At 72.5% G+C, this 19378-nt stretch carries 19 protein-coding genes; 10 read left to right on the top strand and 9 right to left on the bottom strand.

The window, feature by feature from the left end; genetic code table 11:
* The first annotated feature begins 23 nt into the window (after positions 1-23).
* A complete protein-coding gene (locus ACFC0D_RS25695) occupies positions 24-1295 on the top strand; it encodes a Bcr/CflA family multidrug efflux MFS transporter (protein WP_376440315.1) in 1272 nt (423 codons plus the stop codon).
* Between the two features lie 123 nt (positions 1296-1418).
* Positions 1419-2402 carry a small ribosomal subunit Rsm22 family protein gene (locus ACFC0D_RS25690; RefSeq protein ID WP_376440313.1) on the top strand — a complete coding sequence of 328 codons (984 nt, stop codon included), beginning with the start codon at positions 1419-1421 and terminating at the stop codon, positions 2400-2402.
* A gap of 105 nt (positions 2403-2507) precedes the next feature.
* Here the strand turns inward: ACFC0D_RS25690 and ddaH are convergent, their stop codons facing one another.
* Positions 2508-3332 (bottom strand): dimethylargininase, encoded by an 825-nt coding sequence (ddaH, locus tag ACFC0D_RS25685; RefSeq protein ID WP_376440311.1) that lies wholly within the window; start codon positions 3330-3332, stop codon positions 2508-2510.
* A gap of 145 nt (positions 3333-3477) precedes the next feature.
* Here ddaH and ACFC0D_RS25680 point away from each other — a divergent pair, with 145 nt between their 5' ends.
* Both ACFC0D_RS25680 and ACFC0D_RS25675 read left to right on the top strand, forming a co-directional pair.
* Positions 3478-4098: a TetR/AcrR family transcriptional regulator gene (locus ACFC0D_RS25680; protein ID WP_376440309.1), complete on the top strand. Its 621-nt coding sequence runs from the start codon at positions 3478-3480 to the stop codon at positions 4096-4098.
* Between the two features lie 113 nt (positions 4099-4211).
* Positions 4212-4982 (top strand): bifunctional DNA primase/polymerase, encoded by a 771-nt coding sequence (locus ACFC0D_RS25675; RefSeq protein WP_329121201.1) that lies wholly within the window; start codon positions 4212-4214, stop codon positions 4980-4982.
* 131 nt (positions 4983-5113) lie between these two features.
* On the opposite strand, the gene ACFC0D_RS25670 is transcribed toward ACFC0D_RS25675, so the two are convergent.
* Positions 5114-6109 (bottom strand): hypothetical protein, encoded by a 996-nt coding sequence (locus ACFC0D_RS25670; protein ID WP_376440306.1) that lies wholly within the window; start codon positions 6107-6109, stop codon positions 5114-5116.
* A gap of 271 nt (positions 6110-6380) precedes the next feature.
* On the opposite strand from ACFC0D_RS25670, the gene ACFC0D_RS25665 reads away from it, so the two are divergent.
* Positions 6381-7244 (top strand): hypothetical protein, encoded by an 864-nt coding sequence (locus ACFC0D_RS25665; protein WP_376440303.1) that lies wholly within the window; start codon positions 6381-6383, stop codon positions 7242-7244.
* Positions 7222-7908 (top strand): PhzF family phenazine biosynthesis protein, encoded by a 687-nt coding sequence (locus tag ACFC0D_RS25660; protein ID WP_376440301.1) that lies wholly within the window; start codon positions 7222-7224, stop codon positions 7906-7908. Before ACFC0D_RS25665 ends, ACFC0D_RS25660 begins: the two co-directional genes overlap by 23 nt.
* Positions 7909-8014: 106 nt before the next feature.
* Here the strand turns inward: ACFC0D_RS25660 and ACFC0D_RS25655 are convergent, their stop codons facing one another.
* Together ACFC0D_RS25655 and map are read right to left on the bottom strand one after the other, a co-directional pair.
* Positions 8015-8665 carry a heme oxygenase (biliverdin-producing) gene (locus tag ACFC0D_RS25655; protein ID WP_376440298.1) on the bottom strand — a complete coding sequence of 217 codons (651 nt, stop codon included), beginning with the start codon at positions 8663-8665 and terminating at the stop codon, positions 8015-8017.
* A 114-nt stretch (positions 8666-8779) separates the two neighbouring features.
* Positions 8780-9637 (bottom strand): type I methionyl aminopeptidase, encoded by an 858-nt coding sequence (gene map, locus ACFC0D_RS25650; RefSeq protein ID WP_376440295.1) that lies wholly within the window; start codon positions 9635-9637, stop codon positions 8780-8782.
* A gap of 58 nt (positions 9638-9695) precedes the next feature.
* Here map and ACFC0D_RS25645 point away from each other — a divergent pair, with 58 nt between their 5' ends.
* Positions 9696-9926, top strand: coding sequence for a hypothetical protein (locus ACFC0D_RS25645; RefSeq protein WP_376440293.1), 231 nt, complete (start codon positions 9696-9698; stop codon positions 9924-9926).
* Between the two features lie 22 nt (positions 9927-9948).
* Here the strand turns inward: ACFC0D_RS25645 and ACFC0D_RS25640 are convergent, their stop codons facing one another.
* Together ACFC0D_RS25640 and ACFC0D_RS25635 are read right to left on the bottom strand one after the other, a co-directional pair.
* Positions 9949-11262 (bottom strand): MFS transporter, encoded by a 1314-nt coding sequence (locus tag ACFC0D_RS25640; protein WP_376440290.1) that lies wholly within the window; start codon positions 11260-11262, stop codon positions 9949-9951.
* A gap of 64 nt (positions 11263-11326) precedes the next feature.
* Positions 11327-11929, bottom strand: a complete 603-nt coding sequence (locus ACFC0D_RS25635; protein ID WP_376440288.1) for a hypothetical protein — start codon at positions 11927-11929, stop codon at positions 11327-11329.
* Between the two features lie 102 nt (positions 11930-12031).
* On the opposite strand from ACFC0D_RS25635, the gene npdG reads away from it, so the two are divergent.
* Positions 12032-12730, top strand: coding sequence for an NADPH-dependent F420 reductase (gene npdG, locus ACFC0D_RS25630; RefSeq protein ID WP_376440286.1), 699 nt, complete (start codon positions 12032-12034; stop codon positions 12728-12730).
* A gap of 23 nt (positions 12731-12753) precedes the next feature.
* A complete protein-coding gene (locus tag ACFC0D_RS25625; protein ID WP_376440283.1) occupies positions 12754-12981 on the top strand; it encodes a hypothetical protein in 228 nt (75 codons plus the stop codon).
* Here the strand turns inward: ACFC0D_RS25625 and ACFC0D_RS25620 are convergent.
* Complete coding sequence (locus ACFC0D_RS25620; protein ID WP_376440281.1) at positions 12978-13772, bottom strand: site-2 protease family protein; 795 nt, start codon at positions 13770-13772, stop codon at positions 12978-12980. The genes ACFC0D_RS25625 and ACFC0D_RS25620 overlap by 4 nt on opposite strands.
* 99 nt (positions 13773-13871) lie before the next feature.
* On the opposite strand from ACFC0D_RS25620, the gene ACFC0D_RS25615 reads away from it, so the two are divergent.
* Positions 13872-17390, top strand: a complete 3519-nt coding sequence (locus ACFC0D_RS25615; protein ID WP_376440278.1) for a BTAD domain-containing putative transcriptional regulator — start codon at positions 13872-13874, stop codon at positions 17388-17390.
* Between the two features lie 12 nt (positions 17391-17402).
* On the opposite strand, the gene ACFC0D_RS25610 is transcribed toward ACFC0D_RS25615, so the two are convergent.
* Both ACFC0D_RS25610 and ACFC0D_RS25605 read right to left on the bottom strand, forming a co-directional pair.
* Positions 17403-18266, bottom strand: a complete 864-nt coding sequence (locus ACFC0D_RS25610) for an ABC transporter permease (RefSeq protein ID WP_376440275.1) — start codon at positions 18264-18266, stop codon at positions 17403-17405.
* Positions 18263-19255, bottom strand: a complete 993-nt coding sequence (locus ACFC0D_RS25605; protein ID WP_376440272.1) for an ATP-binding cassette domain-containing protein — start codon at positions 19253-19255, stop codon at positions 18263-18265. The genes ACFC0D_RS25610 and ACFC0D_RS25605 overlap by 4 nt, the downstream gene beginning before the upstream one ends.
* Between the last annotated feature and the right edge of the window lie 123 nt (positions 19256-19378).

Below are 19378 nucleotides of genomic sequence, written 5' to 3'. Positions count from 1 at the left end.
GTTTCAACGAAATGGAGCAGTCGATGCCGGAGAGCGGCCGGACCCGCACGAAAGATCACATAGTCGAAGGGCCGGTCGTCGCGGCCCGTCGCGCGGGGCTGCTCGTCACCCTGGTCCTCGGTGGACTCACGGCCCTGCCCCCGCTCTCCATGGACATGTACCTGCCGGCCCTGCCGGAGGTCACCGAGTCGCTGCGCTCGCCCGCCGCGACCGTCCAGCTGACCCTCACCGCCTGCCTCGCCGGCATGGCACTCGGTCAGCTCGTCGTCGGCCCCATGAGCGACAAGTGGGGACGCCGCCGTCCGCTGCTCATCGGCATGATCGTGTACGTCGCCGCCACCGCGGTCTGCGCGCTCGCGCCCTCCGCCGAACTCCTCATCGCCTTCCGGCTGCTCCAGGGCCTGGCGGGCGCGGCCGGCATCGTCATCGCCCGGGCCGTCGTCCGCGACCTGTACGACGGCGTCGACATGGCGCGGTTCTTCTCCACCCTGATGCTGATCTCCGGCGTCGCTCCGATCATCGCCCCGCTCATCGGCGGCCAGATCCTGCGGATCACCGACTGGCGGGGCGTCTTCTACGTCCTCACCGTCATCGGCGTCCTGCTCACCGTGGTGGTGTGGAAGTTCCTCGCCGAGACCCTGCCGCCCGAGCGGCGGCACGCGGGCGGGGTGGGCGAGGCGCTGCGGACGATGCGCGGGCTGCTCGCGGACCGGGTCTTCACCGGCTACATGCTGGCCGGCGGACTCGCCTTCGCCGCGCTCTTCGCGTACATCTCGGCGTCCCCGTTCGTCGTCCAGGAGATCTACGGCGCCTCCCCGCAGACCTTCAGCCTCCTCTTCGGTCTCAACTCCATCGGGCTCGTCGCCGTCGGCCAGATCAACGGCAAGCTGCTCGTCGGACGCGTCAGCCTGGACAAGGCGCTGGGCTGGGGGCTGAGCGTGATCCTGCTCGCCTCGGTGGCGCTGGTGCTCATGACGAGCGGCCTGTTCGGGAAGGTGGGTCTCGTCCCGATCGCCGCCGGTCTCTTCGTCCTGATGTCGGCGATGGGTCTGGCGATGCCGAACACCAACGCGCAGGCGCTGATGCGCACCCCGCACGCGGCGGGCTCCGCGTCGGCGCTGCTCGGCACCTCGTCCTTCCTGATCGGCGCGATCGCGTCGCCACTGGTGGGCATCGCGGGGGAGGCGACGGCGGTCCCGATGGCGGTGGTGCAACTGGTCTGCGCGATCGCGTCACTCGGCTGCTTCCTCGCACTGTGCCGCCCATGGCGAAAGGCCCAGGCGCAGGAGGCCTGACCGGACCGACGCGGGGCGAGGCCACGGGTCGGCCGGTGCCGTGCGGCCCACGGTCGCGTCCCGGGCTGCCGGACCTCCGCGGGCGGGGGCCGGGGGCGTGTTTCGGCCGCCTAAAATGTGGAGGTGAACGCCTCCCCCTCCCTCGCCTCCGGTGACACGTTGCGCGTCGCCCTCGCCGGGCTTCTCGACGGGCTGCCGCCGCGCCAGGCGGCCCAGGCCGTCGACCGGCTGATCGCCAACTACCGGGGGACCACCCCGACCGACGCCCCCGTGCTGCGCGACCGCTCCGACGTCGCCGCGTACGCCGCGTACCGGATGCCGGCGACCTTCGAGGCGGTACGGGCGGCGCTCGGCGCGCTGCGGGACGCGGCGCCCGCGTGGGAGCCGGCGACGCACACCGACATCGGCGGCGGCACGGGCGCGGCGAGCTGGGCGGTCGCCGAGGCGTGGGACAGCCCCCCGAGCACGACGGTCCTGGACTGGGCGGAGCCGGCGCTCGCGCTCGGCCGGGAGCTGGCGGCCGGCGTGTTCGAGGCGGAGTGGCGCCGGGCCCGCATCAGCGGCGCGCTCAAGCTCGACGAGACGGACCTCGTCACGGTCTCGTACGTCCTGAAGGAGCTCACCGAGGCCGACCGCCGCGCGGTCGTCACCGAGGCCGCGCGGGCGGCGCAGGCCGTCGTGATCGTCGAGCCCGGCACCCCCGACGGCTACGAGCGGATCATCGCGGCCCGCACGCTCCTCGTGGAGGCGGGGCTCACCGTGGCCGCGCCGTGCCCGCACAGCGGGGCCTGCCCGATCGAGCCGGGCGCGGACTGGTGCCACTTCGCCGCGCGGGTGAGCAGGTCGTCCCTGCACCGGCAGGTGAAGGGCGGCTCGCTGCCGTACGAGGACGAGAAGTTCAGCTACGTCGCGGCGACCAGGTTCCCCGTGACGCCGACGGTGTCCCGGGTGACCCGTAAGCCCCAGATCCGCAAGGGCCAGGTCCTGCTGGAGCTCTGCGGGGCGGAGGAGACGGGCCTGACGCGTGAGACGGTCAGCAAGCGCCACGGCGCCCTCTACAAGGCCGCGAGGGACGCGGAGTGGGGCGACGCCTGGCCCCCGGCGTAGCGCAGCCGGGGACGACGGGCGGGGTCCCGCGGCGCCCGATCCTCGGAGTCGCCGAGTGGGGCGAAGCCCCGCCCCGAGTCAGGGCCGGGCATCGCCCCCGCGGTGTCAGGAGCGCAGCTCCTGGGTGCAGCACTTCACGCTGCCGCCGCCCTTGAGGAGTTCCGACAGGTCCATCCCCAGCGGCTCGAAGCCCCGCTCACGCAGCGGGGCGAAGAGCCCCACCGCCGCCTGCGGCAGCAGGACGTGGCGGCCGTCGCTCACCGCGTTCAGACCCAGCGCCCCCGCGTCGGCCTCGGCCGCCAGCAGCGCGTCGGGGAAGAGCCGGGCGAGGACCGCCCGGCTGCCGGCGGAGAAGGCGTCGGGGTAGTACATGACCTCGTCGCCCTCCGAGTCCAGGACGCACAGCGCCGTGTCCAGGTGGTAGTAGCGCGGGTCCACCAGCTCCAGGCCGATGACCGGGCGCCCGAAGAACTCCTGTGCCTCGTGGTGCGCGAGTGGGCTGGAGCGGAAGCCGCGGCCGGCCAGGATCCACGACGCGGTCACCGCGAAGTCGCCCTCGCCCTCGTTCACGTGCTCCGGTACCCACACCTCCGGGTAACCGTTCCTGCTGAACCAGTCCCGATGCGCCGCCGCCTCGTCCGTACGTTCCGGATAGGCGAACTTCGCGCCCAGCACCCGCCCGTCCACCACGGTCGCGCCGTTCGCGGCGAAGACCATGTCCGGCAGGCCGGGGTCCGGGTCGAGGAGCTCGACGGTGTGGCCGAGCGAGACGTAGCGGGCCTGCAGGTCCTCCCACTGTGCGAGGGCGAGCGGCAGGTCGACCGGTTTCGTGGGGTCCATCCAGGGGTTGATGGAGTACGTCACCTTGAAGTGCGTGGGTGGGCACATCAGATAACGGCGGGGCGAGGCCTCGCGCGGAGTCAGGCGCAATGAGGGCTCCTCACGGACGAAGTGAGATGGTCGGACGGAGCCCATGGTCCGCCTTCCGTCGCCTCAGCGCAGTGGACCGTTCGGGTGGTTCGACTGAACATCACGTAGCGAGACGCGGCGTCTCGCCTGCTGCTAGATTGGACGCATGTCCGACACCAAGGCCCCCGACGCCTCCCGCCGCAGCGAACGCTCCCGCCGCGCCATCTTCGACGCCGCCCTCGCCCTCGTCTCCGAGGCCGGCTACACCAAGACCACCATCGAAGGCATCGCCGCCCGCGCCGGTGTCGGCAAGCAGACCATCTACCGCTGGTGGCCCTCCAAGGCCGCCGTCCTGCTCGACGCCTTCCTCGACCTCGCCGCGCAGGCCAACGAGGCTCTCGGCGGCGACGCCGAGAGTGAGATCCCCGACACCGGCGACCTCGCCGCCGACCTGAAGTACGTGCTCCGCGCCACCGTCGACGAGCTGAACAACCCCACGTACGACGCCCCCTCCCGCGCCCTCGCCGCCGAGGGCATCGTCAACGCCGAACTCGGCGCCCAGTTCGTGGAGCGACTCCTGGAACCTCAGCTCCAGCACTACGTACGCCGCATCGAGGCCGCCCAGACCGCCGGGGACATCGACCCCGCCGTTGACCCCCGCATCGCCCTCGAATTCCTCGTCGGCCCCCTGAACCACCGCTGGCTGCACCGCACGCTGCCGCTCACCCACGCCTACGCCGACACCCTCGTCGACTACGCGCTGCGCGGGCTCGCGCCCAGGGCGTAACCCCGGTACGTACCCCGGTTGGGGACTCCGGTCACCTGAGGCAGCGGAAGATGCGACGATGGGCAGAGCCGAACGGGCGAGCACAACGGGCTAGCGCAGGTGTGAGGGGATAGATGGGCGACGGTATCGGCCGCTACCGCGGCACGGAGAGCAAACTCGCGCAGTGGCTGCGCAGGCGTCCCAAGCGCACAGCGGCGGACGACGAGAACCACCGTGTGAAGCTGCTCCTGGACGCCGCTGCCGCAGGCCTGCCCCTCGCCCCCGCCGCGTACCCCGTCGGGTACCGCTGTTCCTGTGAACGCATCGGCTGTCCGACCCCGGCCCGGCACCCCGTCTCCTTCGCCTGGCAGACCCAGTCGACCACCGACCGCGCCCAGATCGAGCGCTGGGCACTGGGCGAGCCCGAGGCGAACTTCATCACCGCCACCGGCATGGTCCACGACGTCCTCGACGTCCCCCTGGAGGCCGGCCGCGCCGCCCTGGAGCGACTGCTCGCCCAGGGCATCGACGTCGGGCCCGTCGCCGAATCCGCCGAGAGCGCGGGCGACGGCGGCCGGATGCTCTTCTTCACCGCCACCCGCGGCACCCCCGAGGACGAGGACGAGTGGTGGCCCTGCGAGCTGGACTGCCATCCCGAGACCATGGACGAGCATCCGGGGCTGCGCTGGCACTGCCGCGGCAGCTACGTCCTCGTACCACCGGCCCGGCTCATCGGTGACGAGGACGAGCAGCCGGCTCTCGCCTGGGTCCGCGGCCCCGAGCACGCCCTGCCCGACCCGCTGAACCTGCTGGAGACCCTCACCGACGCCTGCGCCCGGCACGCCGCCGAGCAGGGTGAGCAGCACACCGGGCACGAGGTGGCCTGGCCGCTCGGCCGCCGCTGAGGGACGGCGGCCTCGGGGGAGTACGAAGCGGGAGGCGGGGATCCGGCGTGACCAACCCGGGGTCCGATCCCGCGGCCGCTACGAGCGGGCGACGAAGAACGGGCGTCTCGAGCGGGGTGGCGAAACCGGCGCTACGAGCCCTTCGCCCCCGTCACGCCCTGCAGCCGGCCCGCGATCGTGACCCCGTCCTGCTCCGTGCCCGTCGGCTTCACGAGGACGGCCTGGCTCGACACCCATTCCTTGGTGACCGTGTTCTTCACCTCGCCGGTCAGCAGGGCCTTCACATCGGGCGTGACCTTCGGCCGGTAGCCCTGCGCCGCCGTCTGCCGTTCGAAGTAGCGCGTCGCGAAGAAGACCAGCGCCCCGCCGTCCTCGGTCGCGAGGCCCAGCGGCGCGAAGTCCCCGGCGTCGGTGACCTGGTCGATGTACTGCGTCGCCATGCCGACCCGCTTCGCGGCCTTCTGCCGCTCGTCACGCCACTCGGTGGTGTGCGGCCCCGCCGCGAACTGGCCCTGCTCCCCGCCGCCGAGGAGCGAGACATAGTTCCGGCCCAGGTCCTTGGGCGCCACAGCGAGTTCGGCGGAGTCCGCGTCGACCGGCACCGCGAACCCGCCGTCCGTCTTGAACGCGGGGATCTCGTCCGGCGTCAGGATCGCCAGATACGCGGCCTCCCACAGCTGCTCGGAGCCGTTGCGCACGAAGACCAGGAGCCAGCGGTTGTCGCCGCTGCCCTGGTCGGTGTCCCGGTTGGAGTCGGTGTCCACGACGAACCAGCGGGGCCAGCCCGCCTTCTTCGGCAGCACGAACTTCGCGTCCGTCAGCTCCAGCGGGCGGTGGTTGGCATTGCCGTTGGGACTGGTGATCGAACGGGACTTCAGACCCGCCTGGTTGATCGCCCCGAGCGGTCCGGTGACCCGGCCGGCGTCCAGCGCGGGGTCGTACGCCTTGTCCGCCTTGTTGTAGGCGTCGGTGAAGTCCTTGAGGGCCTGCTCGGCCTCACTCTTCGTCGCCGCCGGGAGCAGTTCCAGCTCGCCGTGCACCGTCACGCAGCCGCTCGCCGTCAGCGCCAGCACGGTCGCCGCCGTCGTCGCCACGAGTGCCCTCGACGGTCGCCTCAGCCTTCTCATCGATCGCCTTCTGCTTCTTCACCGGCACGGACGGACCCGACCCTACCGGGGTCGGGGACGGCGCGAGCGCCGGGATCGGATAGAGCACCCACACCGTGACCTGAAGCTCCGTCGGTTCGGGCCGGTTGACTTCAGGCGCGTGCCTTGCCGACGGTGAGCGGGGTGCGGCGCGGGACGACCAGCTCCTGAAAGGCCGCCACCCTCCACAGGCAGGGCCGCACCCCCGGAAAAGGCGGTGCGGCCCTGCCGCGTGCGCGGCTAGCGTGCGGGCATGCGACTGTTCCGGGAGAGCCCCTTCGGACCGGTGTACCGCGCGGAGGGTGGGGCCGAACCGCCCGCACTGCGCTGGGAGACGACGGACGGTCGCGGGATGCTGCTCCGCCAGGCGGGACGGCCGGTGCTGCTCGCCCGCGTCGACGAGGACCGGCACGGGATCATGCTTCACCGCCGCGCGGGGTACCGCTCACCCCTGCCGCCGGTACGGGCCGACGAATCCCGGCCGATGCCCGACTGGCAGCGCCGGTACGCCGATCGGCTGGCAGCCTCCGACGACGGGCCCCTGCATCCGGGGCGTTGGATGTTCGGTACCCGGGACGTGTTCCCGCCGTACGTCTGGGGCGAGGACTTCGTCACGGCGTGGCCGTGCGGACACCTGGACTGGGACAGGAACGGCTGGAACGGCGTCGTCCCGCTGCGGAAGCTGTCGCCCCCGGACGCTCCTCGCGTCAAGGCGTACCGCAAGCGGGCCAGGGACGGCACTCTCGCGCCCGTACTGCTGTGGTGGATCACCACCCTCGACGGCTGGCTGCTCCTCGACGGGCACGATCGTGCCGTCGCGGCGCTCGCCGAGGATCGCGCGCCGCACGCGGTCGTCCTGGCCATGGCGGAGGACGCGGAGACGACGGCCGAGCGGTTCGCGGCACTCCCCGAGTACGAGGAGGAGCTGCGGACGCGCGCCTTCCGCGGCCCCGACCCGGAGCGGCAGCGCACGGCCTCCCTGCGCGGCCTCAACGACTACGCCGCATCGATCCCGTACGAGGAAGCCGCGACCCGTGCCTGGCCGATTCCCGGTGGACCGGCGGAATGGGACGCCTGGATGCTTGAATTCCGCCATGCACACGACCGTGACGAGTAGCGCCACCGACATCGACGTCCTGCGGGTCTTCTGCGCGGGCGACGGCCGGTACGGCAACGCCCTGGGTGTCGTACGCGACGGGCGCACGTATCCCGACGAGGCCTCCCGGCAGGCGCTCGCCAAGGAGCTCGGTTTCAGCGAGACCGTGTTCGTCGACGACCCCGAGCGTGGGGATGTCGACATCTACACGCCCGGGGTGCGGCTGCCGTTCGCCGGTTACCCGCTCGTCGGCGCGGCCTGGCTGCTCGATGTGGAGGTCGTCCGCCCGCCCGCGGGCGAGGTCTGGGTGCGCGGGGACGGGGAGTTCACCTGGATCGAGGCGCGGGCGGAGTGGGCCCCGCCGCGGACCCTGCGGCGGTACGGGTCGGCCGCCGAGGTCGAGGCGCTGGACGTGCCCGAGCCCGGGGAGTGGATCTACGCCTGGGCCTGGGAGGACGAGGCGGCCGGACGTATTCGGGCGCGGGGGTTCCCGGGGCGCGGGGACGGCATCGACGAGGACGAGGCGACCGGCGCGGCCGCCCTGCTGCTCACCGCCGAACTGGGCCGGGCCCTGAACATCACCCAGGGCCGGGGGTCGCAGATCCTGACGGCACCCGGCCCCGACGGCGTGATCGAGCTGGGCGGACGGGTCCGCATCGAGCGGAGCGTCACCCTCCCGCGCTGACGCTCATACGGTGGCGCCGGCGTCCACACGCCGGCGCCTCACGCGCCGAGGCGCCTCACGCGCTGACGCGCCTCACGTGCCGAGGCGGCTCACGCGCTGACGCGGCTCACGCGCTGAGCGGGAACTCGACTCCCAGCTCCCGGAACACCGCGCCGTTGAAGTCGAACGCGCGCTTGCACTCGTCGATGATCCGCTGCTTCTCCAGATCGTCGGCGTTCACCGCGTCGAGCAGCTCCCGATAGCCCCGCTTGAAGGCCGCCGGGTTCGTGATCTCGTCGAAGACGTAGAACCGGACCCCGTCGCCCTTGCGCGCGAAGCCCCAGGTGCGCTCGGCCTTGTCTCGGATGATCTGACCGCCGGAGAGGTCGCCCAGGTAGCGCGTGTAATGGTGCGCCACATAGCCCGCCGGCCACTCCCGCGCGCACTCCGCCACGCGGGCGGCGTACGCGACGGTCGCGGGCAGGGGCGTGAGTCCCGCCCGCCACTCCGGGCCCCGCAGATGGGCGAGGTCCTGCTCCAGGGCGGCGGTGCGGAACAGCTCCGGCTGTATGAAGGGCCCGGCCACCGGGTCGTTCCTCAGCGCCTCGGCGCCGTCCTCCAGGGCGCGGTACACGAACCAGAGCTGCTCCGTGTACCGCGTGTAGGCGTCCACGGCGAGACGTCCCCCGAGGAGGTCGCTCATGAAGGTCGACGTCTCGGCCTCGGTGTGCTGTTCGTGCGAGGCCGTGCGGATGAGCGTCGAGAAGGGCGTGTCCAAGGCGTGCCTCCGGGACCGATGGGGACGAGAACCTGCTGCGATACTGCTACTTAGGCTTACCTAAGTCAACTGGTTCCCGACGACCTGTCGGTAAAAAGCTACCCCGCCACGGGCTCAGGGCAACGTGAGAATTTCGGCCCCGGTGTCCGTGACGACGAGCGTGTGCTCGAACTGCGCCGTCCGCTTGCGGTCCTTGGTCACGACCGTCCAGCCGTCGTCCCACATGTCGTACTCGTGCGTCCCGAGCGTCAGCATCGGCTCGATCGTGAACGTCATGCCGGGCTGGATGACCGTGGTGGCGTGCGGGGAGTCGTAGTGCGGGACGATCAGCCCGGAATGGAAGGACGAGTTGATGCCGTGCCCGGTGAAGTCGCGCACGACGCCGTAGCCGAAGCGCTTGGCGTACGACTCGATGACCCGGCCGATGATGTTGATCTGACGGCCCGGCTTGACGGCCTTGATGGCCCGGTCGAGCGACTCGCGGGTGCGCTCGACCAGCAGCCGGGACTCTTCGTCCACATCGCCGCAGAGGTAGGTGGCGTTGTTGTCGCCGTGCACCCCGTTGATGTACGCCGTGACGTCCAGGTTCACGATGTCGCCGTCGTTGAGGACGGTGGAGTCGGGGATGCCGTGGCAGATGACCTCGTTGACCGAGGAGCAGAGCGACTTCGGGAAGCCGCGGTAGCCGAGGGTGGAGGGGTACGCCCCGTGGTCGCACATGAACTCGTGCGCGACCCGGTCCAGCTCGTCCGTGGTCACACCCGGCGCGATGTGCTTGGCGGCCTCCTCCATCGCCTGCGCGGCGATGCGGCCGGCGATCCGCATCCGCTCGACGGTGTCGGAATCCTGCACCTCGGGCCCCGTGTACGGGGTGGGCGCGGGCTTCCCCACGTACTCGGGACGGCGGATGGCTCCCGGAACGGAGCGGTGGGGGGAGATCTCCCCCGGTACGAGCAGCGACTGGCCAGACATGTCAGCGAGTCTAACGACCGCGACTGGGGCAGCATGGCCTCAGAGGAAGGAGCCGACGATGGCCCTGTTCAAGAAGCGCACGGTGGGCAAACCGGGCGAGTGGTACTACTGCCTGCAGCACCGCAAGGTCGAAGAAGGCCCGGAGTGCCCGGCCAAGGACCGTTTCGGCCCGTACTCCACGCGCGAGGAGGCGACCCACGCGATGGAGAGTGCGCAGGAGCGCAACCTGGAGTGGGACACCGACCCGAAGTGGCACGACACCCCGAAGCCGACCGAGCCGCCGGACTAGGCGTTGCCCGACGGACCGCTCGTCAGGCCGGGGCCCCGGTCCCGGCCTCTCGCGCGTCCCGTGCCTCCCGCTCCTCCTGCGCGGCCTTGTGGCGCAGCGCGTCCTCGTCGGTGTCGGAGTCGTACATGAGGAGCTTCGGCAGCGTCAGGCAGAGCAGGCCCACCGAGGCCACGCAGGCCACGCCGCCGGACCAGACCGCGGCCCGCGTCCCCGTCCAGCCCGCCATGGCGCCCGCCCGGACCTGGCCCAGCTGGGGCCCGACGCTGTAGGAGAGGACCTCGATCCCGGCGAGCCGGCCGCGCAGCTCCTCCGGGATCGTCTGGTTCCAGATCGTGGCGCGGCCCAGGCCGCTCGCCATGTCGCCGGCGCCCGCGAACGCCAGGCACAGCAGCACCAGCCAGATGTTCGAGAACCAGCCGGCCGCCGCGATCGCCAGCCCCCAGGCCGTCGCCCCGCACACCACCAGAAGCCCGTGCCGGCGGATCCGCGAGGTCCAGCCGCTGGTCAGGCCGAGGACGAGCGAGCCGACCGAGCCCGCGGCGTACATCAGGCCCAGCGACCAGTCCGCGTCCAGCTCGTCCGCGAGGAACGGGAAGATCGTGTTGGGGAAGGCGAAGAACATGGCGGCGAGGTCGATCACGTACGTACCGAGCAGCACCGGCCGTGACCAGGCGTACCGCGCTCCCTCGACGATCCCGCGGAGCGACGGCTTGTCCGCGTCGTGCGCGGGCGGTGCGGGGGAGAGCCGCAGACACAGGAGTACGGAGACGAGGAAACCGGCGATCGTCACGCCGTACGCGGGGGCGTGACCGGCGTACGCCACCAGCAGGCCCGCGAGGGCCGGTCCGGCGATGGTGCCCATCTGCCAGCGCAGCGAGTTGAGCGCCGCGGCGGCGGTCTGCTGGTCGTGCGGCACGATCCGGGCGAGCAGTGAGTCCAGGGCCGGGCGCTGGAGCCCGGCGAGCGCGGAGACGCCGGCCGCGACGACGTACAGCGGCCAGAGCATCGGTTCGGGCAGGAGCGAGTTGAGGAGCAGGAGCAGGGCCAACAGCCCGAGCCCGGCCTCGGTGGAGACGAGGACCTTGCGCCGGTCGACGGCGTCGGCGAGCGCACCGCCGTAGAGTCCGAAGACGACCAGCGGGACCAGCTCGACCGCGCCCATCGCGCCGACGGCGAGCGGCGATCCGGTCAGATCCTTGATCTGCAGCGGCAGCGCGATCATCGCCACGGCGCTGGAGAAGAAGGCGACGAGCCCCTGGACCCAGAGCAACCGGAAGTCGCGGGAGGACCGCCACGGCGTCAGATCGGGCAGCACGGCGGAGAGCTTCGAGGTCACGAGGTGCCATGCTCCGGCGGCGCTCGTTCGCACGGCAACCGAATTACGGCGTCGAGGCCCCGCGCTACCAGCCCTGCGGCGGTGGTGACGTCAAGTGGTCGGCCAGGCGGGACAGCCGGTCCCGGAAACGGCGGCGACCGCGCGGGGAGGGCAGGCTGTTCTCGCCGGCCGCCGCGCTCACCAGGTGCTGCACGGTGTCCAGGTCGACCTCCGAGTCCGCGGCCACTGTCAGCGTCTCGTGGGCCAGGCCGCGGACCTCCGGGTCGCCGGCGTCCAGGGAGAGCACGGTCGCCCCCGCCCTTCGGGCGTCGTGGACCCGCTCCAGCACCCCCGCGTCGGGCCGCTCCGGCGCCACCATGAGCAGCGTCGCCCCGCGCCGCGCCGCCTCCAGTCGGCCGAGCCCCACCGCCAGGTGCGCCGGATCGCCGGGCCGTACCTGGTGGCGCACCAGCGTCGGCGCCAGCTCCGGCTGCCCCGACCAGGTCGCCTCGTCCACGAGATGCGCCGTCAGATGCCACGGCTCGTACCCCGCCGTCCCCACCAGGAGCAGCCCGCCCCCGTGCGGGACGACGGAGGACCGGAGCGAACCCGCGAAGCCGCGGGCCGCGGCCGGCCACGCGGTCCCGGCCAGCACTTCCCGCAGCAACGCGACCCGTACGGCATCCATGGGGCCGCATCCTGCCGCAGCCGCGCCGTGCGCGAGGCCGGTTGCCGAGGAACCACCCGTACGGGAGACGCGCCGTCACCACCGGCCAGTAATGTCGAGGCCATGACTTCCTCCACTCCCGCCCCCGCCCCCAAGGACCCCTGGGACCTCCCGGACGTGTCCGGTCTCGTCGTCGGTGTCCTCGGCGGTACCGGCGACCAGGGCCGCGGTCTCGCCTACCGGCTCGCGAAGGCCGGCCAGAAGGTGATCATCGGCTCCCGCGCCGCCGAGCGCGCGCAGACCGCCGCCGACGAGCTGGGCCTCGGCGTCGAGGGCGCCGACAACGCCGAGTGCGCCCGCCGCAGCGACATCGTGATCGTCGCCGTTCCGTGGGACGGGCACGCCAAGACCCTGGAGTCGCTGCGCGCCGAACTCGCCGGCAAGCTCGTCGTCGACTGCGTCAACCCGCTCGGCTTCGACAAGAAGGGCGCCTACGCCCTCAAGCCGGAGGAGGGCTCCGCGGCCGAGCAGGCCGCCGCCCTGCTGCCCGAGTCCCGGGTCGCCGCCGCCTTCCACCACCTCTCCGCCGTCCTGCTCCAGGACCCCTCGATCGACGAGATCGACACGGACGTGATGGTTCTCGGCGAGGAGCGCGCCGACGTCGAGATCGTCCAGGCGCTCGCCGGCCGCATCCCCGGGATGCGCGGCGTCTTCGCCGGCCGACTGCGCAACGCCCACCAGGTCGAGTCGCTGGTCGCCAACCTGATCTCGGTCAACCGCCGCTACAAGGCCCACGCGGGCCTGCGCGTCACCGACGTCTGACCGGGGCCCGAGCGGTCGGGGGCATGGGGGACACTGGACGGGCACCATCAGCCGTACCCGGACAGGAGCCGACCCCCATGCCCCGCCTCGCTCTCTACGCCCTCGCCGTCTGCGCCCTCGCCGTCGCCGCGGCCGTCGTCTCCTTCGTCTCGGGCAGCTGGCTCGGCGTCGTCTGGGTGCTCCTCGCCGGCCTCTCCTCCAACATGGCCTGGTACTACATCCGCCGCGCCAAGGCCACCGAGACCGCCTAGACCTCGCAGAGCTCCGGCGTCTCCTGCCAGAAGCGGTAGAGGTTCGAGCCGCAGTAGCGGGAGATCTCCGGCACGCCGAGCGCCCGCATCAGCGCGTCGATCGCGTCGAAGAACGCGCCGTTGATCGCCGGGACGAAGAGCAGTGCGATCACGATGAAGAAGCCGTACGGCGCGTACGGCTCGATCTGCCGCTTGATCTTGTACGACAGCCAGGGCTCGATGACCCCGTAGCCGTCGAGGCCCGGCACCGGCAGGAAGTTCAGGAGCGCGGCCGTCACCTGGAGGAACGCCAGGAAGGCCAGCGCGTACTGGAAGGCGAGCGGAACGCCGTCCAGCGCGTCCAGCCAGAACGGCGCCGTGCACACGATCGCGAACAGGACGTTCGTCAGCGGGCCCGCCGCCGAGATCAGGCTGTGCTTCCAGCGGCCCTTGACCCGGCCCTGCTCGATGAAGACCGCGCCGCCCGGCAGACCGATACCACCCATGATCACGAAGAGCACCGGCAGGATGATGCTCAGCACGGCGTGGGTGTAGGCGAGCGGGTTGAGCGTGAGGTACCCCTTCGCCCCCACCGTGATGTCCCCGCCGTGCAGCGCGGTGCGGGCGTGCGCGTACTCGTGGAGACAGAGCGAGACGATCCACGCCGAGGTCACGAAGAGGAAGATCGCCACGCCGGGGGAGGCCGCGAAGCCGGTCCACACGGCCCAGCCGGTGACCGCCATGACAGCGAGGATCGCCAGGAAGACCGGGCTGATCCTGCGCTCGTGGCTACGGGTGATGGCCGTCGTCATCGGTGGGACTCCCTGGGGCGCGGCGGGGTGTGTGCGGGAAACGTGCCGGGGTGGGGGTGAGTTCCTGCGATGATCCCCGGCTCACGGAGAATAGGGCCTGTGCGCTATTCCGTCCTCGGCCCTACCCAGGTCCACACCGTCCACGGCACCCCCGTCGCTCTCGGCGGGGCCCGGCTGCGGGCGCTGCTGACCGTACTGGCCCTGCGCGCAGGGCGGACCGTGCAGGTCGGCGTCCTCGTCGACGAGGTGTGGGACGGTGCCCCGCCCGCCGACGGCGCCGCGGCGCTCCAGGCCCTGGTGGGCCGGTTGCGGCGGGCGCTCGGGCGGGAGGCCGTGGAGTCGTCCCCGGGCGGCTACCGGCTGGCGGCCGCACCCGAGGACGTGGACGCGCACCGCTTCGAGCGGCTGACGGGGGAGGGCGTACGGGCGTTCGGCGCGGGCGACCCGGTGCGGGCGGCGGAGCTGCTCGACGAGGCACTCGCCCTGTGGCGCGGGCCCGCGCTCGCCGACCTGCCGGACCGCACGGCGGAGGCCGCTCGCTGGGAGGCCCGCCGCCTCGACGCCCGCCGGGCCCGCCTCGGCACCGCCCTCGCACTGGGCGAGGCCGCATCGGTCCTCCCCGAGCTGGCCGCGCTCTGCGAGGCCCACCCGCTCGACGAGCCCCTCCAGGCCCTGCGCATCCGCGCCCTCCGCGACACGGGCCGCGCGGCGGAGGCTCTCGCCGCGTACGAGTCCTTCCGCCGCGACCTGGCGAACCGCCTGGGCGCGGACCCGTCCCCGTCCCTGCGCGCCCTCCACGCGGAGCTGCTGTCGCCGGAGCCGGAGGCCCGGCCGGCGGGCCCGGGGCAGGGGCCGTACACCGACGGGGTACGGGACGGGGTACGGGGCGCTGCCCGCCAAGCCGTCGCGCCCGCCGGGCCGGGCGGATCCGGTGACCCCGCGGGGCCGGGTGGATCCGGGGCCGCGGTGGCCCGTCCCGGCGGTCTCGTCCGGGGGCCGGGTCCTGCGTCGGCACAGGCCGCCGTCGCGGGGCGCGCGTCGGAACCCCTCGCGGAGCCGAACCGTCCCGCCGCCCCACCCCGCCCCGGGAATCTCCGTGCGCGGCTCACCAGTTTCGTCGGGCGCGGGGAGGACATCGCGCAGCTCCGGGACGATCTGTACGGCAGCCGGCTCGTCACCCTTCTCGGGCCCGGTGGGGCCGGGAAGACGCGGCTCTCGCAGGAGGGGGCCGAGCGCGCCGCCGTCGGCGGGGCGTGGCCGGACGGGGTCTGGCTCGCCGAACTCGCGCCCGTGACCGACCCCGAGGCCGTCACCGAGGCCGTGCTCGGCGCCGTCGGGGCCCGCGAGACCGTGCTGCGCGGCGCCGGCGCCGAGGAGCTGCGCGGTACCGACACCCCGCTCGGACGCCTCGTCGAACACTGCGCCTCGCGCCGGCTCCTGCTGATCCTGGACAACTGCGAACACCTGGTGGACGCGGCCGCGGCCCTCGCGGAGTCGCTCCTCGCCCGGTGCCCGGGTGTGACGGTCCTCGCCACGAGCCGCGAACCGCTCGGCGTCCCGGGGGAGTTCCTGCGCCCCGTGGAGCCGCTGCCGCCCGAGAGCGCGCTGCGTCTGCTCGGGGAGCGCGGGGCCGCGGCCCGGCCCGGTTTCGACCCGGGCGACGACCCCGAGGCGTGTGACGAGATCTGCCGGCGCCTCGACGGCCTCCCGCTCGCGATCGAGCTGGCGGCGGCCAGGCTCCGGTTGCTGACACCGCGCCAGATCGCCGACCGCCTCGACGACCGCTTCCTTCTCCTCACCTCGGGAGCCCGTACCGTCCTGCCCCGGCAGCAGACCCTCCGCGCGGTGGTCGACTGGTCCTGGGATCTGCTCGACGCGCCCGAACGGGCCGTCCTGCGCCGCCTGTCCGCCTTCACGGGCGGCTGCGACCTGGAGGCGGCGGAGTCGGTGTGCGGCACCGCCCCGGACGACGTCCTCGACCTCCTCGGGTCGCTCGTCGACAAGTCGCTGGTCGTCGCCACGCCCGCCGACGACGGGACGATGCGTTACCGCCTCCTGGAGACCGTCGCCGAGTACGCCGGCGAGCGCCTCGACGAGGCGGGGGAGCGGGCGGAGACCGAGCGGCGCCATCTCGTCCACTACCGCGAACTCGCCCGCCTCACCGACCCCGAGCTCCGGGGCGGCGGCCAGCTCCGCGCCATGGCCTGGTTCCGCACCGAGTACGAGAACCTGCGCACGGCCCTGCGCCGCGCCGTCGCCGCCCGCGACGAGCACGAGGCCCTCGTGCTCGTCCACTGCCTGCTCTGGTACTGGCAGATGTGGGATCTGCGCGCCGACGCCCTGCACTGGGCCGAGGCCGTCGCCGCCCTCGGGCCCGACCCCTTCGGGCCGGACGCGCCGCCCGTGACCCCGCTCTTCGAGCCCTGCACCGCCGCACCGCCGCCGCTGAGCGAGGAGCTGCTGTGGGAGGCCCGCCGCGGGGTGCGGCTGGTCGAGCTGCTCAACATGGACTACCAGACCGGCCGGTGGACCACCCCCGAGGGCGGCGAGCGACTGCGCCGGATCACCGCCATGTACCGCCCCGGGCTGCCGCAGACCTGCCGACTGCCCGGCTTCTTCGCCGTCTTCGCCGTGCTGCTCACCGGCGAGGTCGGCCGGATGCGCGAGCGCCTGGACGCCACCGTCGAGGCGTGCCGCACCCACGGCTACGACTGGGAACTCGCCAGCGCCCTCCAACTGCGCGCCAACATCCTCGCCAACCGGTCCGACTCCGCCGTCCCGGCGAGCGCCGACGCCGACGAGAGCCTGCGGATCTTCCTCCGTCTCGACGACGACTGGGGCGCCGCCGAGGCCCTCGCCTCGCGCGGCGAGGCCCACGAGAAGCGCTGCGACTTCGAGGCCGCGGCGCAGGACTTCGCCGCCGCCATCGAGTACGCCGAGAGGATCGGCGCCCAGTCCCAGAAGACCCTGCTGCGCGCCCGCTACGCCGACATGCTCACGCTGACCGGCCGGGCCGAGGAGGGCGAGGCGATCCTGCGGGAGGTCCTGGAGACCGGTCACCCCGGGCACGAACCGATGCTCGCCGCCCGGATCTTCCTCGCGGTCCTCCTCGGCCGCACCGGCCGTACCGCCGAGGCGCGCGAGCATCTGACCGCGCTTCTGCGGGAGTTCGACTCCGTCACCCTCTCCATCTTCGAGGGGTTCACTCTCGGCAGCCTGGCCTGGCTGGACAACCTGGACGGGAGGTACGCCGACGCGCTCCCGCATGTGCGGGAGGCCCTGGAGCGTTCGCGAGGAGCCCTGTCGATGGCGGTCGCCCCGCAGATGCCGGCGGCCCATCTGACCACCGCGGCCTGGGCGTTGAGCGGTCTCGGCGGCGCCGTCGCGGTGCTCGGGGCCCGGCTCCTCGGCGCCCGGGAAGGGCTGCTCCCGAAGGGCCACACACTCTCCCCGCTCGAGCGGGAGAGCCTGGAGGCGGCGACCCGGCTGTCCCGCTCCGTGCTCGGCGACGGGGCCTTCGAGTCCGCATACGCCGAAGGCGGTGGCCTCTCCCTGGAGGAGGCCACCGCCCTGCTCGCACGCGGCGCCGACGCGATCAACGGGCGCGCCGAGCCCTGAAATCCGTAGGACTCAGGTCTTCTTGCGGAACTTGGCGACCGCGAGCGGCGCCGTCACTGCCGTGATCACCACGGCCCAGCCGAGCGTCATCCACACGGAGTCGCCGACGGGGGTGCCGTTGATCATGGCGCGGGCGGCGTCGGCGAGATTCGAGAGCGGGTTGTAGTCGGTGAAGGTCTCCAGCCAGCCGGGCATCGAGGTCGGCGGGGCGAAGATCGAGGAGCCGAACTGCAGCGGCATCAGAACGATCATGGCCATTCCCTGGACGGCCTGGGCCGTCTTCATCGCGAGACCGAGCAGGATGAAGATCCACATCAGCGAGGCGCCGAAGACCATGGACAGAGCGATGGCGCCGAAGAGGTCCAGGATCGAGCCCTTGATCTCCAGGCCCAGCAGGAAGCCCATGCCGAGCAGGATCGCGGTGGCGATCAGCATCCGGCCGATCTCGACGACGATCTTCGCGATGAGGACGGAGGACCGGGCTATCGGCATCGTCCGGAACCGGTCCATGACCCCCTTCTTGAAGTCGTCGTTGATGCCCGTGCCGACGGCCATCGCGATGTTCATGCCCATCATCGCCATCAGGCCGGGGACCACGTAGTTGACGTAGTCGTCGTTGTTTCCCTTGCCGGCGATCGCGCCGCCGAAGACGTACACGAAGAGCAGGACGAAGATGATCGGCATCAGAATGACGTCGAACATCGACTCCGGGTCCTGCTTGATCTGCAGCGCGTTCCGCCGTGCCAGGGCGCCGATGTGGCGGAGGTTGGCGCGCAGGCCGATCCGGCCCTCGCCGCCGGGGTGCGTGCGCACCGGCGACGGCCCGGGCGCGTCGACGGGAGCCTTGGTGAGCTCTGTGGTCGTCGTGGTGCTCACGCGGCGACCTCCTCGAGGGTCGTGTCGGAAACGGTGGTCTTCTCGCCCGTGATGGCGAGGAAGACCTCGTCCAGGCTGGGCAGGTGTGTACCGATGTGGGCGATGCCGTAGCCACGCGCGCCCAGCAGGCCGACGACGGCGGTCAGCTGCTCGTCGCTCAGGATCGGGACGTACAGCACGCCCTCGTCGGGGACGACGGTCGAGCCGGCGATGCCGTCCAGGCCCGACTCCCGCAGCGCGCCGGCCATCGCGGGCAGGTCGGCCGGGTCAACCGGGCGGATCGTGAGCGTGCGGCCGCCGACGCGGGCCTTGAGCTCGTCGACCTTGCCGTTGGCGATGACCTTGCCCCGGTCGATGACGGTCAGCTCGCTCGCGAGCTGCTCCGCCTCCTCCATGTACTGCGTGGTCAGCAGCACGGTCACGCCCTCGGCGACCATGCGCTTGACCTCGTCCCAGACCTCGTTGCGGGTGCGCGGGTCGAGGCCGGTGGTGGGCTCGTCCAGGTAGAGGACGGCGGGCTGCCCGATCATCGAGGCGGCGAGGTCGAGCCGCCGGCGCATGCCGCCGGAGTACTGCATCGCGGGCCGCTTGGCGGCCTCGGTGAGCGAGAACCGCTCCAGGAGGTCGTCGGCGCGGCGCCGGGCGTCCTTGCGGGAGAGGTCGAGCAGCCGCCCGATCATGTAGAGGTTCTCCCAGCCGGAGAGCTTCTCGTCGACCGAGGCGTACTGGCCGGTGAGGCCGATCGTGCGGCGGAGCTGGCGGGGCTGCTTCACCACGTCGTAGCCGGCGACGGTGGCGGTCCCGGAGTCCGGGACGATGAGGGTGGACAGGCAGCGGACGAGGGTGGTCTTGCCCGCCCCGTTCGGGCCGAGCACGCCGAGAACCGTGCCCTCCCGGACGTCGAGGTCGACCCCGTCGAGGGCCTTCGTCTCGCCGTAGTGCTTCACGAGGCCTCGTACCTCGACGGCGTTGTGTGCGGATCGCGTCATGCCCCCATGAGAACAGCCGCCACCGACAAGGCACCGACAGAAGACCGACAAGGGACCGACAGCCCGCCGACGACAGGACGGCCGCCCGACGAACGGCTGGACGCGGGCCGCGCGTTCTTCACG

The organism is Streptomyces sp. NPDC056222 (genome assembly GCF_042264065.1).
Taxonomy (GTDB): domain Bacteria; phylum Actinomycetota; class Actinomycetes; order Streptomycetales; family Streptomycetaceae; genus Streptomyces.
Note: the sequence above shows the minus strand (reverse complement) of the source record. Positions and strands in the feature narration are given on the sequence as shown.

Coding starts and splice junctions, on each gene's coding strand:
- ACFC0D_RS25695 (WP_376440315.1), top strand. CDS start 24: ATGCCGGAGAGCGGCCGGACCCGCACGAAAGATCACATAGTCGAAGGG.
- ACFC0D_RS25680 (WP_376440309.1), top strand. CDS start 3,478: ATGTCCGACACCAAGGCCCCCGACGCCTCCCGCCGCAGCGAACGCTCC.
- ACFC0D_RS25675 (WP_329121201.1), top strand. CDS start 4,212: ATGGGCGACGGTATCGGCCGCTACCGCGGCACGGAGAGCAAACTCGCG.
- ACFC0D_RS25670 (WP_376440306.1), bottom strand. CDS start 6,109: ATGAGAAGGCTGAGGCGACCGTCGAGGGCACTCGTGGCGACGACGGCG.
- ACFC0D_RS25665 (WP_376440303.1), top strand. CDS start 6,381: ATGCGACTGTTCCGGGAGAGCCCCTTCGGACCGGTGTACCGCGCGGAG.
- ACFC0D_RS25660 (WP_376440301.1), top strand. CDS start 7,222: ATGCACACGACCGTGACGAGTAGCGCCACCGACATCGACGTCCTGCGG.
- map (WP_376440295.1), bottom strand. CDS start 9,637: ATGTCTGGCCAGTCGCTGCTCGTACCGGGGGAGATCTCCCCCCACCGC.
- ACFC0D_RS25645 (WP_376440293.1), top strand. CDS start 9,696: ATGGCCCTGTTCAAGAAGCGCACGGTGGGCAAACCGGGCGAGTGGTAC.
- ACFC0D_RS25635 (WP_376440288.1), bottom strand. CDS start 11,929: ATGGATGCCGTACGGGTCGCGTTGCTGCGGGAAGTGCTGGCCGGGACC.
- npdG (WP_376440286.1), top strand. CDS start 12,032: ATGACTTCCTCCACTCCCGCCCCCGCCCCCAAGGACCCCTGGGACCTC.
- ACFC0D_RS25625 (WP_376440283.1), top strand. CDS start 12,754: ATGGGGGACACTGGACGGGCACCATCAGCCGTACCCGGACAGGAGCCG.
- ACFC0D_RS25620 (WP_376440281.1), bottom strand. CDS start 13,772: ATGACGACGGCCATCACCCGTAGCCACGAGCGCAGGATCAGCCCGGTC.
- ACFC0D_RS25605 (WP_376440272.1), bottom strand. CDS start 19,255: ATGACGCGATCCGCACACAACGCCGTCGAGGTACGAGGCCTCGTGAAG.